This window comes from Metallosphaera sedula DSM 5348, assembly GCF_000016605.1.
GTDB classification, from domain to species: Archaea; Thermoproteota; Thermoprotei_A; order Sulfolobales; family Sulfolobaceae; genus Metallosphaera; species Metallosphaera sedula.
In genome coordinates this window covers 2106755-2120497 of the sequence record NC_009440.1, presented here as the reverse complement: position 1 = coordinate 2120497, position 13743 = coordinate 2106755, and the positions used below count along the sequence as shown (strand labels likewise).

General features: G+C 43.4%; 14 protein-coding genes and 1 pseudogene. 2 read left to right on the top strand and 13 right to left on the bottom strand.

The genetic code is table 11. The features are described from left to right. Window positions 1-22 precede the first annotated feature (22 nt). On the top strand, window positions 23-916 hold the full coding sequence (locus MSED_RS11305; RefSeq protein ID WP_048060196.1) for a translation elongation factor: 894 nt from the start codon (window positions 23-25) through the stop codon (window positions 914-916). On the opposite strand, the gene MSED_RS11300 is transcribed toward MSED_RS11305, so the two are convergent. From MSED_RS11300 to MSED_RS11245, 12 genes and pseudogenes are all read right to left on the bottom strand, one after another. Then, entirely contained in the window at window positions 917-2167 is a 1251-nt protein-coding gene (locus MSED_RS11300; protein ID WP_012022132.1) for an ABC transporter ATP-binding protein, read from the bottom strand. After that, window positions 2164-3525: an ABC transporter ATP-binding protein gene (locus MSED_RS11295; RefSeq protein WP_012022131.1), complete on the bottom strand. Its 1362-nt coding sequence runs from the start codon at window positions 3523-3525 to the stop codon at window positions 2164-2166. The genes MSED_RS11300 and MSED_RS11295 overlap by 4 nt, the downstream gene beginning before the upstream one ends. Further along, window positions 3525-4421: an ABC transporter permease gene (locus tag MSED_RS11290; protein ID WP_012022130.1), complete on the bottom strand. Its 897-nt coding sequence runs from the start codon at window positions 4419-4421 to the stop codon at window positions 3525-3527. The genes MSED_RS11295 and MSED_RS11290 overlap by 1 nt, the downstream gene beginning before the upstream one ends. 10 nt (window positions 4422-4431) lie before the next feature. Continuing rightward, window positions 4432-5475 (bottom strand): ABC transporter permease, encoded by a 1044-nt coding sequence (locus MSED_RS11285; protein ID WP_012022129.1) that lies wholly within the window; start codon window positions 5473-5475, stop codon window positions 4432-4434. A 59-nt stretch (window positions 5476-5534) separates the two neighbouring features. Next, window positions 5535-8153, bottom strand: coding sequence for an ABC transporter substrate-binding protein (locus MSED_RS11280; protein WP_012022128.1), 2619 nt, complete (start codon window positions 8151-8153; stop codon window positions 5535-5537). A 434-nt stretch (window positions 8154-8587) separates the two neighbouring features. Next, window positions 8588-9466, bottom strand: coding sequence for a DUF4145 domain-containing protein (locus MSED_RS11275; RefSeq protein WP_012022127.1), 879 nt, complete (start codon window positions 9464-9466; stop codon window positions 8588-8590). After that, a complete protein-coding gene (locus MSED_RS11270; protein ID WP_012022126.1) occupies window positions 9463-9714 on the bottom strand; it encodes a plasmid regulator in 252 nt (83 codons plus the stop codon). Before MSED_RS11270 ends, MSED_RS11275 begins: the two co-directional genes overlap by 4 nt. 254 nt (window positions 9715-9968) lie before the next feature. Next, window positions 9969-11033 (bottom strand): annotated as a pseudogene (locus MSED_RS11265) (transposase). Further along, complete coding sequence (locus tag MSED_RS12560; RefSeq protein WP_230842359.1) at window positions 11021-11209, bottom strand: hypothetical protein; 189 nt, start codon at window positions 11207-11209, stop codon at window positions 11021-11023. Before MSED_RS12560 ends, MSED_RS11265 begins: the two are co-directional and overlap by 13 nt. 74 nt (window positions 11210-11283) lie before the next feature. Further along, window positions 11284-11583 carry a hypothetical protein gene (locus tag MSED_RS11255; RefSeq protein WP_012022125.1) on the bottom strand — a complete coding sequence of 100 codons (300 nt, stop codon included), beginning with the start codon at window positions 11581-11583 and terminating at the stop codon, window positions 11284-11286. Further along, the gene (locus MSED_RS11250) at window positions 11583-12329 is read right to left on the bottom strand and encodes a type IV secretion system DNA-binding domain-containing protein (protein ID WP_012022124.1); all 747 of its coding nucleotides are present in this window, start codon (window positions 12327-12329) and stop codon (window positions 11583-11585) included. The genes MSED_RS11255 and MSED_RS11250 overlap by 1 nt, the downstream gene beginning before the upstream one ends. Window positions 12330-12355: 26 nt before the next feature. Then, complete coding sequence (locus MSED_RS11245; protein WP_012022123.1) at window positions 12356-12880, bottom strand: DUF1286 domain-containing protein; 525 nt, start codon at window positions 12878-12880, stop codon at window positions 12356-12358. A gap of 33 nt (window positions 12881-12913) precedes the next feature. Here MSED_RS11245 and MSED_RS11240 point away from each other — a divergent pair, with 33 nt between their 5' ends. After that, entirely contained in the window at window positions 12914-13294 is a 381-nt protein-coding gene (locus MSED_RS11240) for a hypothetical protein (RefSeq protein WP_012022122.1), read from the top strand. On the opposite strand, the gene MSED_RS11235 is transcribed toward MSED_RS11240, so the two are convergent. Continuing rightward, entirely contained in the window at window positions 13291-13482 is a 192-nt protein-coding gene (locus MSED_RS11235) for a helix-turn-helix domain-containing protein (RefSeq protein ID WP_230842356.1), read from the bottom strand. The two genes, MSED_RS11240 and MSED_RS11235, sit on opposite strands and share 4 nt — an antisense overlap. Between the last annotated feature and the right edge of the window lie 261 nt (window positions 13483-13743).

Sequence of the window (13743 nt, the reverse complement as noted above, 5' to 3'; positions counted from 1 at the left end):
TCCCTAATATTGGTGACTAAACTTGTACAAGGGCAACATTATGTCCGTTCTAGCTGGGAATAAGGAGACGGCAAGGAGCATCGCTGAGAAATTGGGAAAACTTCATGAAGATGGGAAAATAAGGATATTCTATAGGAGAAATGGAGATTATATTAGATCGGTTCTATCGTCTACAGAATACCCTGAAAAGGTGTTGAACATTGCTGAGATAGTAACCCTTTCCTCCAAGCTCTTCGTGTATATAGGGGAAAATCTATCCTGGGTTGAAGGCGAGTTAGCTCTCCTATCCACGGCCTCAGGCTTACCTACCTCCATTGTAACGAATAGACAGGAGGCGGAAATTAGGAAGATTTTCAAGGGTACTTCTCTTGAAACTTCACCCATAGTTCAGGAACCCGCAGATGAGGAAAATGTTATGGAAGATAGTGGAGTCGTGTACATAGACAAGGCCTTCGTAGTGAAGGGAGTGGGTGTTGTTGTAACTGGATTTTCCATGACAGGTATAAAGGTCCACGACAAGCTATTACTCCTTCCATCAATGAAGGAAACCGAGGTCAAGAGTATTCAGGTTTTGGATGAAGATCAGGAGGCCGTGGGTCCTGGTGTCAGGGTTGGGTTAGCATTGAGGAACGTAAAGGAAGAGGAGGTAAAGGATTCATACCTTATGGTGAAACCTGGCTTGAAGGTTCAGAAAGAATTTACAGGTAAAGGGGCAATGTTTCCTTGGAGTCAGGCATCTGAGGGCCAGTTTCATTTCGTAGCGTATGGCGTCTCAGTTACTGGTTCATTGCAAAGAAATGGAGAGGAATTCAGGGTGATACTTAATCAGCCTATTCCCATACCTAAAAGGGTAGTGATTTTAAATGTGAACATAAAACAGGGAAAACCTAGGGTAGCAGGGTATCTTGTACCCTAGCTACTTGAAAAGGAGGCAAGCTACTTCCCTGTTATCGTTTTCCTTGAAGAGCTTAGGTTCCTCGAACTCAGATATCCTCACTTCTCCGTCTTCCGTCACATCTACGATAGAGGTAAGAGATCTTATTTTGTCCTTTTCCTCATTAATGACTTTCCTTAGCAGTTCAATATTTGCGTTTCTTACGTACATCTTAGTCCCCTCGATAATGACGCTAGCCTTCTCAAACAGGTTATAATACTTTCCTTGTAGAAGGTAGTTCATATCTTCCATTATCTCGTCGACGCTCCATCCACACTTCTCAAATGCCATGGGACATCTAGGGTGAAAGACGCATCCTCTTGGTGGATTTATTAGGTTGGGTGGATCTCCCTTCAGAATTATTCTTTTTCTAGTGGATCCTGGCTCAGGCCTTGGGACAGAGGAGATAAGTGCCATCGTGTAAGGGTGCTTCGGGTTGTTTAATACGCTCTCCTTATCCCCAATCTCCATAAGTCGTCCAGAGTACATGACTGCAACCCTATTTGCCATGTAACTTACTACAGCGATGTTATGCGTTATTAGGACCATGGTTATGTTTTTCTTCCTCCTTAACTCGTTGAGTAGGTTCAGTATCTGAGCTTGAACCGATACATCTAAGGCACTTGTGGGTTCATCAAGAATGAGTAGGTCAGGATCGGTGGCAAGAGCACGGGCTATAGCAACTCTTTGTCTTTGTCCTCCCGATAGTTCGTGCGGGTATCTCATGGCAAAGTTTCTAGGTAGACCAACTTCCTCTAGAAGGTCATAGACCTTTCTCCTTGCTTCTTCCCCTTTAAGGTATCCGGTTGATATCATGGGCTCCATTATCACGTCAAGAATCCTATATCTGGGGTCTATTGACGAATAGGGATCCTGAAAAACCATGTTCATTCTTGTTCTTAGTTTTCTGAGTTCTGACCCCTTTTTCGATAGAAGGGAATACCGGGTAGATATCTCCTTCATGGTTTTTTCGTCGTTAGTTAGGAGAGCATCCTCGTATCTTTTCAATTCTTCTTCTGGTGCATCGAAGAGTATCTCTCCGGCAGTCGGTTCTAGTAAGCGTATGAGTAATCTTCCCAGGGTCGATTTGCCTGAACCACTTTCCCCAACTATTCCTAGGACCTCACCCCTGTTTACTTTTATGGAGACATTATCTACAGCCTTAACGTAGAGGCTCTTTAGGGCAGAACCTCTCACAGGAAAGTATTTCTTTAGATTGAATGCCCCAATCACTTCTTATCACCCTTCCTCACAAGGAAACACGCCACGGAGTGCTCATCATTTACCTCCACCATTCTTGGCTCGTTTGTCCTGCATTCCTCCATGGCAAAGGGACACCTTGGTGAGAAGGCACAACCTGGAGGTGGATTTCTCATGTCTGGGACTGAGCCTGGAACTGTTTTCAGGACAGTCTTATCCATGGTTGGTATGGCCTCCATCAGCATCTTAGTGTAAGGATGAAGAGGCTCCTGGAAGATTTCCTTTGCTGAACCGATCTCGACTATTTGTCCAGCATACATGATCCCAATTCTGTCTGAAACTTCAGCGAGGACGGATAGGTCATGGGATATAAATATGAATGAGGTATTGAAATCGGATTTCAGATCCTTCACCAGATCCAAGATCTGAGCCTGTATTGTGACGTCTAGGGCGCTTGTGGGTTCGTCCATTATCACGACTTTCGGGTTGTTGGCAAGAGCTATAGCAATAACTATCCTCTGTCTCATTCCGCCTGATAACTCGTGAGGATATAGTCTCACTACTTTCTCGGGGTGAGGTATACCTAGAAATGTTAACAATTCGACAGCTAGTCTGTAACCTTCCCTAATTAGTGCATTTTTTGCGAACCTAGACGCTAGTGGAAACTTCCCCATGTTTCTTTGATAAAGGGAGATACCCATCAAGTCCGTCCTGGATAACTTTACGTTAGCTAGGTTTAGGATCATTTTCTCTTTTCTGGCTTCATGTATATCCCTGCGTCTCCAGATGGAGAGAATTTGCTCATCTAATCCCTGTAAGCCTTTCCTCTCAATTTCCTCTAGCAATCTCTCCTCTCCTTGAGCCTTAAGAACGTTCAAGAGCTCACGAAGTTCCTCATGAGTAACCTTCTGCCTGCTCAATGCCCTTCTGATTAGCCTTTCTGGATCGTGGAAGTAAACGGCTTCAGCTATCTGATATCCAACGGGCAGTACTGGGTTAAGTGCTGTTAACGGCTCCTGAAATACCATGGATATCTTCTTTCCCCTTACGGTTTGGAGTGTCTTGTTGAGCCTCTTGATAATTTTCTCATTTTTCTTTACGCTAAACCTAGAGCCTTGAGAACCGTAGTCCCTTAGGGGCTTAATCATGTCCATTCCATCTAGAAGAACTGTTCCATCCTCTACCCTAGCGTTTCTCGGTAGAAGCCCCATTATTGCCAGTCCCAGTGTGGATTTACCAGATCCGCTTTCACCTGCAATCCCAAGTACTTCTCCTGAGTAGAGATTAAGGGTAGGCCCCCTCAGTGCCTTGTAGACTCCTCTTCTCGTGTAAAAGCTCAACCTGAGGTTCTGGACCTCTAGTACCTTTTCCCTAGTTTTTACTTGAGACATCAGCTTCTCCTCCTGGGATCTATGACGTCTCTAAGACCATCTCCCATTAGATTCACAGAGAGAGCGAATAAGGTTATGGCTAATCCTGGAAATATCACAGTCCAGGGAGCAGATTGTATGTAGTTTAGGCCTAAACTTGTCAGGTATCCAAGTTCAGGTATGTTTGCGTTTGGGATGAACCCTATAAACGCGAGAGTGGCGAATATGCCCACAACTGATCCTAGATCTAACGAGATCTGTACTAGGATTGGTGGTAAGGTGTTGGGAAGGATATGCCTGAACATAATTCTAGCGTTACTGGCACCTGACGCCTTAGCAGCCTCAATGAACATGCTCTCCCTGAGGCTCAGAGTAAGACTCCTGGAATATCTAGCGTAAATGGGCCACCATACTATGATCAGTGCTATTACCATGCTGTTTAGACTGCGTCCTAGAACAAAGCCTACCGCGAGAGCCAAGACTAGGAAGGGTACGCTAAAGAAAATATCAGTGATTCTCATTAGAACCTCATCCAAGTACCCTCCCACGTACGCCGCTAGTACTCCTATGACTGCTCCGATTAATGCACCGCTAACCACAATCAGCAACGAGAATCCTAGATCTATCCTTATGGCCTCCATTATTGCCTGCAGTAGATTTACACCAGGATAAGTTGTTCCAAGGGGATACTTAGCCGAAGGCGGTTGGGGAACAGGATTAATGAAGTTGTAAATCAAGGTATTTGGATTTCTAACGCCCACAATCTCAGGGTAAAACTGCATCAGTAGAGCGTCAGCAACATAACCTAGGAAGATAATTAAGCCAGCTACAGCGGTCCTATTGGAAAAGAAGACCTTTAATGATAATTTCAAGTTGTAAAATCTCTTCTCCTCTTCCTCTTGGATCTGTTTTTCCATGTGATTCACCTCAATATCTAATCCTTGGATCTATGATTGCGTAGATGATGTCCAGCACTAAAGTCGTTACTACCAGTATTATACCGAATATTAGGGTTGATGCCATGACGCCGCCTACGTCATCGTTCAACAATGCTTGCGTTGTCCAATACCCGATTCCAGGAAAATCGAATACCGTCTCAACCACTACTACCCCTCCCAGTAACCCTGCGACTGTGTATCCAAACGACGTAACTACTGGAAGCATTGCGCTCTTTCTTGCGTGAAGATTGTTAACGACCTTTTCAGGCACACCCTTAGCTCTGGCCAGTTTAATGTAGTCCTGCTCTAGAGTTTCAAGCATGCTGGCTCTCAATATTCTGATAATCCCAGCCATAACCGCCAAGGCTAATGTAAGGGCTGGCATTATTAGATGTAGGAATGCGTTCCATGCTACTGCGAAATCCCCGTGTATGATTGCGTCAATTAGAAGGACATGGGTGGGATAAGATATTCCGTTAACGTACCAGGGTAGACCGGAAACAAGTTGAGGAGAGACTTCTCCGCTGAAGGGTAATATACCCGTATACACCCCAAGGATAAGGATTAGGGCAATAGCGATCAAGTAAATTGGCATAGAGTAGAGAGTGAAGGAGAAAACTCTTATTCCCTGATCAGCTGCCGAGTCCCTATTCACTGCCGAGAATACGCCAAGGGGAATCCCAATCAGCCAGATCAGCAGGGCAGCAAAGAGGGATAATATTACCGTGTTTGGGAGGAAAAGTACAATTGCAGTCGAGACTGGTCCGCTAAATATGGGAGTGTTGGTGTAGCCAAAGTTCCCGCTAAAAACTTGCGCTAACCAATAAAAGTACTGTATATACACCGGTTGATTCAGGTGAAATTCTTGAGTTAATCTTTGAATAGCGAGTTCTCTTGCCTGACCGGTTAATCTAGGATTTAGATATTCAGAAAGAATTAAATTATTACCCTGAAGATGGATTAGTACGAACACAAGAAGGGTAAGTCCGATCAATGTCGGGATAAGGATAGCAATCCTTCTCAAAACGAACATCCATAGTTTGATAATTATCACCTCTTAAGAATAGTAAGAAAATAAAATTAAAAAATAACTTATCCCTTAACCCACCAGAAGTATAGGCTGTCTCCAGCCCCTCCAATCATGGGGTTCTCTTCATACGAAATATGACCTTGATATCCTGTCATGTATGGCTTAACAACCCAGAACGCGTTGGGCTGTTGGGTATATACGTACATATACAGATCTATTGCTATCTGTTCTGCCTGTTTGTAGTAGTAAGCTGCCTGAGTCGCATTTGCAGTGTTGTCGGCCTCCTCTATGTAAGTGTTAAGTTCTTGGTATAGGCGGGCCTGGTTAGTGTGACCCAATGATTGCAGGTATTGAACTGTCCATCCGTCTGGTGCTGGATAGGTCCCGTTCTCAAGGTACATGGCATTAACGAAGTCTGAGGGATATGGATAGTCTGCTATCCATCCTAGGTAATAGATGGGCATTGGGTTTTGCCCAGGAACTTCAAGACCTATAATTTCAGAGAACGGTAGGTAAAGTGGTTGGGCCTGTATGTTGGGATCTATCTGGTTTAGCGCCTGTGCCCACATTTGGGCTGCCGCGTAATCTACAGTGTCTCCTGATGAGACTATTATTGGAATATTAATTGATACATTATACATGCCAGACTTGATTAGCAGCTCCTTAGCATATGTTAAATTGAAAGTCGGTACATTACTTAGCTCGCTGGGTGGCACGTAGTAGGGTAAACCCGGTATTATTACGCCGGCGTAGGGCGATGCGAAATCAAACCCGTACTTCTCGTTCCCTACTATATTGTCAATGTAGTTTGTGTAATTGAAGGCATACGCGAAGGCTTCTCTCACGTATAAGTTCGCAAAGTAATCTGAGGGAATATGATACTGAGATCCCAAGGTCTTAAGGCTTGAGTTGCTGATATTGATGTTAAATACGAAGAAGAACTCGGACAGAGTCGGGAACTGATAAATGTTAGCCTGTCCTTGGGCCTCAAGCTGTTTCAGGGAGGGGAAGTAGTTGGTAGGAAGCTCTGTGACTATGTCAGCCTTTCCGGAAGTGAATAATTCGTAAGCAGTCTGCGGATCCTTGACCCAGTTGATGATGACAGTGTCATTAGGTGCAGGAACTCCAGGAACACCATGGAAGTATGGGTTTGGTACTAGAACAATGTATTGTCCAGGGACATAGGTCTTTATCATGTAGGGACCGGATGCGACGGGATTATTCTGAACCTGTGTGTTATAGTTACCCTCGTTTGCGTATTGTTCATATTGAAGGAACCCTTGGGGTGTGAATGTGATCCCAGCACCTACCTGTTCTAGCCACTTGGCATCAACTATACCTGAGCCTAGTGGGTCAGCCACCGCAGTGAAGAATAACTGAGGTGGAGTGGGCTTAACTAGATGGAACGTGACTGTGTTGGTTTGGTTATTGTAGGTAACAGCGTTCATGATTTCCTGGAAGGTCTGATTCATGTTGGACGATGTGACTATGGGTACGCCTATGGTAGCTCCTGGTACTAGATATTGGGCCAAGATCCAATCAGGAGTGCCTGGAGATCCTCCAACGAAGAGTAAGGCCCTTATCGTGGAGTACCAGACATCGTAGGCGGTTAGATTATCACCGTTGCTGAAATGGAGTCCACTCCTGATGTGGAATGTGTATACTGTGTAGTTGTCCTGGATTCCTCCGTTTTGCACCGTGGGAATTTCTGTGGCAGCAAAGGGTATAAAGGAAGTTGTGCTAGAGCCGTTGTACAGTACGAGTGTCATGAAAATATTTGATACCACTTCAAATCCGACGCTCTCATAGTCAATCTGAGGATCGAAGGAATAAGGACCTCCTGGTACGTTTTCAGCAACTGTTATAACACCTGGATTTGGCACGGTACCATTAAAGAGTTTAAGGGCAAAGGAGACACCTGAACCTGTGACTGCTATTGATTGATATGTGGTGTACTCGTATGTAGTACCAGAGGAAGTGTTCTGAGTAACTAGGGTAAGGGTAACCGTGTAGAGACCTGGGGTAGTGTAGGTGGTGTTGACAGGGTTGATCTCAGGGTCTAAGGTCGAAGAATTAGCATTCACGGTGAGGGTCTGGCCATTTCCAAAGTTCCATATGTACTTTGAGATGGTTATGTTTTGTCCGGAGGGGGGTTGTAGATAACCGCCGTAGAAAAACACTGGGGTTCCAGCTTGAACAATAGGTGCTGAGGGGTTCTTGGCAGTGTCAAAGGAGATTACCGGAATAGAGAGAAATTGGGTCGCAGTGGAGTTTAGGACGCCTAGAACCTGAATCTGTAGAAGAGAGGTACTTGTGTTTTGTACAGGTTTCCCATTGAGGTATTCAACCGCGTAAACCAGGTATGTTCCAGGCTGGTTGTATGTATAAGAGACCTCAAGGGTGTTAGATGTCGCAGTTTCGTTAATCTCGTGACCATCACCAAGGTATAGAACTACGTTGGAACCAGGAGTTACTCCGTATATAGTAAAGGTTATTGTGTTGCCTTGTTCACTAGCAAAGCTCGTAGGAGCAAGGGAAATTGCTTGGACAGTAACACTTTTATGCGTGGAAGTGAGAAGATATATTCCCGCTATCGCTGCAATAATGATGATAATTGCAATAGCTATAGCCGCAGTTCTTGAAAGAGCTCTTGAGAATTTAATCCTTTTGGCTTTATACATATCAATCACGTTTTACTCATTTTGAACCTTTTTAAGGTTTACTTGCTTTGGAGATTTATATTTTAAAAAAGAAGAAACACTGGACATGAGCAAATTCTATCAAGAGAAATATATCTATTTAATTCTCCAGAACAGTAAAGGCCTAATAGCGAGAAGTCCGTCTAACCTATGAACTTTATTCCAAACTCTGAATTTCGTAAGAGGTTGTAAGTCTTATAGATCCAGAAATAAAATCAATGCCGCGGCCGGGATTTGAACCCGGGTCACGGGCTCGAAAGGCTAGTTACTGTTTCAATGAAACGACTATCAGAATCGTTTTATGTTGCACGTAGAAGCAGAAATAGAATCAAACTATAAAAGAAAAGTAGAATAGTGAAGTAGTAGAATACGTTAGGCGTTTCAAGTTAACTCCCCGGTTTACGCAATAGATACTATTATTTACTGAATAGCTCACTTAGGGCCTTCTTTGAGATTACTATTGTTAGTATTGCATCTTCTTCAGTTATATCATTCAGCATGTCATCAGACACATGTGCTCCATAATTACCGAACACCCTAATAGCATTTAATAGATCAAACACTTTATCACTAAGTACCCTTTGCTCAGAAGACTTTTTCTTTTCCTTTTCACCTTGTATAAAACTTGCTATAGCCTCTTTTTCTTTTATTAATCCTTTTCTAAGCAATGCTAATTCTAAGGTTCTCCTAGCCATTACTACAGATGCTCTATACGCATTAGCATTAAAGCTCCTAACTGCTTCGAAATAGTTATCAGCTATATCGGAAGGAATATTACCGGGTAGATTTTCAGCTTCCATATAAGACGTATACCATTGATTAATAAAACCTCTAAGTGCATTCTTTTTAAAGCTAAAAGGAATAGATGACATCACTTTCTTCGTTTTTTGATAAGGTGTACCTGCGTTGATTAAAGCACTGAAGAGGAGCCTTAAATTAAAGGTGATATTGTTCATATTGATGTTATTAGTATAATTATACAGCCTATGGACAATATGAGGTTCAACATTACAAAGGAAAGTACTGTATTTGATCTGGTTCGGTGCTAAGAGATAATCGTCTAATTCTATCTTTTTGATATTAGAGTTGGTTTCTAAAATCCTGCAAACGTACTCATTCCTTATATATCCATTTTTCTCGTTTCTTTGTAGGTCAAGATATCCATCTATAGGAAACCATATCTCAATACTGTTGCGTCGATCCGTGTTTTTGAAAGCTAAAGAGATAAGGAAACCTCTTGCTCCACTAGAAACTCGCATGATGTCAATTTGCAGTGGATTCTTGTATGCACTCATAACAACTCATCCTTATACTTTAAGCAATACATCCTCTCTTTCCCTGCCCTTCCCTTATGCCACTTCCTCTCTATTATCCCCCTCTGTGCCAACCTGGATAGATAGACCAACAACTCGTCCTTGTCTACAGACGTTTTCTCACTGAGATACTCCAAACTGCAGCAACTCCCCGGGGCTTTTGCCATTACCATCAAAACGATCTGTGTGATTGTGAAGCGTTTCTTGTGTTTCTCAATCTTGCTCTCCATAAAATTGTATTGGAAATTTCTCCTTATTAAACCTTAACTAGGCTTAACAAAGTGTTACCTCCATTGAAGGACTCAAAAATTGGCTTCCTGACCCGGGTATATCAGGATTAACAAAGTGTTAGGTTTGTCGTCATTATCGCAAGAGCCAGCTCTTTCTACGAAAAAATCGGGGATCCAGGCAGGATTAGGGCGGCTCAGGAGTCAATTGCGAATTGTATTTTCGAGCTCTGAATTACATTTATCCAATGTATAAATTATTGGGTATATTTCGATGAAAGTGAGAGTGATGAAGGAGACTGTAATATTATTACAGTAACGAGAAAACAGGTTAATAGGTTGTAGTAGAGGGCTATTGCCCGCGCGATCTGGAGTATCCTCCAGGGAGAGTGAAACAACCCGAACCTCCTCCTCTCCAGGAGGGAGTTGAAGGACTCGACCAGGTTGTTGGACTTGAGCCATTTCCAGAGCTTCTTGTCGGCGATGAGGTAGCTTAGAAGGGTTGGGTTGGTCTCTGGCTTGATCTTTCCGAGCTCCGCTGACGAGGTGATCGCGTCTAAAGCCTCCCTTTCCTCCTTGGTCGCGCGACGCTTGAGGTGGACCAGGCAGCCCTGCCTTTCCACGCGAAGTTCAGCGAGGGAGATCGCCTTATCCAAAGCCTTAATCCCGTCAGCCACGACCAGGACGAAGCTCGTCTTCTTCCAGACCCTGACCAGGAGACTCCAATAGATTGCGTCCTCAGCCTCGCTCATGATGACCTCGAGGACCGCCCTGTTTCCTTCCTGGGTCACGCCAATAACCAAGAGCACTGCCTTTCGCCTCTTGAGCTTCACGTACTTCCCGTCAACTATCACGTACTTGAAGTCGCCGCCCGTTTCAATCTCGGGCATCCAGAGCTTAGCGTTCAACTTACCTCCCTTAACCGAGTAGATCAGCATCAAGGACGCGAAGACCTTCCTCTCCTCCCTCGGCAATGCCTCCTAGACCTGCGTCCTCACCCTCCCTTTCCCGTAAAGCACCGGCAGCTTCACCGAGATCCACTCCAACTCGTACCTAGTCTCCCTCCCGTCCATCACGATCTTGAACCCCTTCAGGAACCTATATCTCGTGTAACCCTTCCTCCTCACCTCCTTATCCCTCTCGTAGTTGGGACTCACCCTCTCAGCCTCCAAGGCCATCCTCTCGATCTCCCGGACCGATTTGTTTAACGCGTCATCGGGTAATATCTTGGGGACGAGCGTGAGGGATATCTTCCCAGGTCCCTCTACGAGCTCCCTTATTGGGACGTAGAGGGTTACCTCGTTAACAGTTAGCACTTCCATGATATTACCTCATGCCCGCCCCCTATAACGGGGTCTTCTTTTAACAATTCTAGTTTATCAACAATTAGCATCAAATATTCTAAATTAGAAAATTCTCTAGCAACGAATTTAGCTAAATCTCTAGCTTCCTTAACTTTCCTCATCATGAACTTTATCTCCCACTTCTTGCAAAACACAATAAAAGAAATAGAATGTATATTTAAAAATCTTTCTCTTTTAGTTTAATATCGCATTAGGAATAATAGTTCTGCTATTTCTTTCTTCTAGATCTTTTTGCCTTAGTTTTAATTGGTTGTGCTGAATTCTTCAGCACCTCGTACTCCTTTATCCTCGCTAAAGCCTCTTCGGGTTCAGTTACTCCTTTCAGCATCTCTGCAAGACCGTTTTCACCCAGGTAATTCAGCCAGGATACTATATGTCCTTCTTTCAAGTGGTATTGAAGTGCGGCAGGATCCTCTTTAGACAGTCTTTCTATCTCTTTTTCCAATTCTTTTACATCATGAGCGACTCCTATTACTTTGTTATACGATTTGAAATAGAAGGGCTCCATTATAACTCCTCCTTATCAACCTTCACATACTCATATTCTCTCTGCTGCAGTTTAACGACTACAGCTTCTCTAGGTTTCAATTCTGATAATATATTAGGTAATGTATTTTTGAATTCGTGGAAATAATCAGCCACGTAACGATAAGCCCTATTGTCTGTTCTCATTAGTATGTTAGTCCCGAAGTCAATGTGTATTTCTTTAAACACTTCAAACTCTCTCGTTGTTAAAACTACATTAACTCCAGCCTTCCTAGCCATGACCATTTCTTCTAAATCACCTTTATTATCGATATATCTGACTGTATCTATTGCCAATAATATTCCTCTGATTTTATTCCAGAAAGCGTATTCTATAACCCATTTTGTCCAGAGTTCTATTAGCTTCTCAGAGAACGTAAATCCTCTCCCTTCCGTCGAAGCATCTACTAAAATTATGCCGTTCAGCTTTCCTACCTTTTCCTCCAGGTCTGGAACATTGCCTTCTATATACGCCTTTTTCAATTTTTCATTTAGACTTTCTAATTCTTCTTCCGTCATCGTTACGACTGGGTATTTATTGCCGTTTTCTTTGATTATATCGCCGTCAGCATCGATTATTATTTTCGCTTTATTTTGTGCCTTTTTTACGATTGTTTTTAATGCTATCGTTTTTCCGACTCCAGTCTCTCCCATTAAGATGGCATGTCTTTCAAGATCTAAAAAAACTGGATTCTCATCTTCGTTTTTACCAATTACGATTGGTTCCAAATCACTTCACCTCAAACTATGGCCTTTTAAAAAGGCCAGTCGTAATCATGATACTCATAATGATGATAATAATGATAGCTTCCATGCAGGGAAAGGACCAACATGAGGAACCCCAGGAGGATAGCCACCCCGTTAGCTAGAGGGTTGTTATACCTGAAGTGAGCTAAAGCGTACCTCCTCCACTTCCCTCTCCTTCTCACGTATACCCCTGCCTCAGTGAACATATCTAAGAACATGTGAGAAGGACCCACTAGGACGCCTGCTAGGAGGAGCCACCACGGGAAGTCCCCGTACATGAACCCAAAGGCTAGGAAGGGTATCACGGGCAGGAAGCCCCACACCACTGAACGGGGATAGGTGTGAGTCAACGGAGTCCTTGTAGGTATTGTAATACCTCTCCTGGTTTGTACCTCCTTGTGCCCCAGCCCGTCTATGATCAAGTTCCCTGCAATTGCTACCACTCCAGACAAAACCAAGTAGTAAGGTGTGAACATACTCATAATCAGGGAAAGCAACCCCATAGTGAAGACGTAATGGGTGACCAGTCTCATCGGCAGATGCGCTTTTTAAAAACCCAAAAGTTGATGAAGACCATCCAACTCCACACTGTACTCCCCATCCACCCTAGGAAGATAAGGGCCTTCTTCCTCACCCAGGGGGTCCTCAGGCTCTTCTACGACGTTAAAAGCCTGGAGAAGACTGGACACCTGAGTTATCTAGTTAACAAGAAGTACAACGCCATAGTTTACTTTAGTAATACCGACATAATTTGGGAGGTCTACTCGAAAAACGATAAGTTGAGGGACAAAATTAAGGTATTTCTATATACGGTAGACGACGATACGGGTGTACATCTCACGTTTGAGACCACCAGGATACTTCCTCTCAAAAGATCACTGGAAAACGAGGTGAATTCCGGGGTTGAGCTGCTTAAGGACCTTCTCGATGCGCTGAGGAAATACTAATTCGTTATTGTATAACCGTCAGGAAGATTTTTCAAATCCAGGAGTAACTTCGCGACTTCAGAATACTCCGAGTAATATTTTCCATCAACTACCTGAACGAGCTCGAAACGTCTCAGAACCTCCAGGACGTGATATACGAGTTCCTCCTTAATTCCGGTCTCATTTGAAATTTCTCTTGCTGTTTTCATGTCGGCATTAGCTAGGATGGTCAGCATTATCGATTCTACACTATCAAATATATCGAAAGTAATATCGCCCCACCTCCTATAAGAATAATTGAAAGGTTTCTATATGTCTTAGATAGACTCGGTTGCACGTTGAGCTCGAATAGCAGAATATACACTGCGCTATAGAACAGGAAAACTATCGAAGGAATCAATAACATTATCTTTATTAAGACCTCGAATGGGATCATTTTTCCACCTGAGATTCTGCTTTTTAAAAAGCAA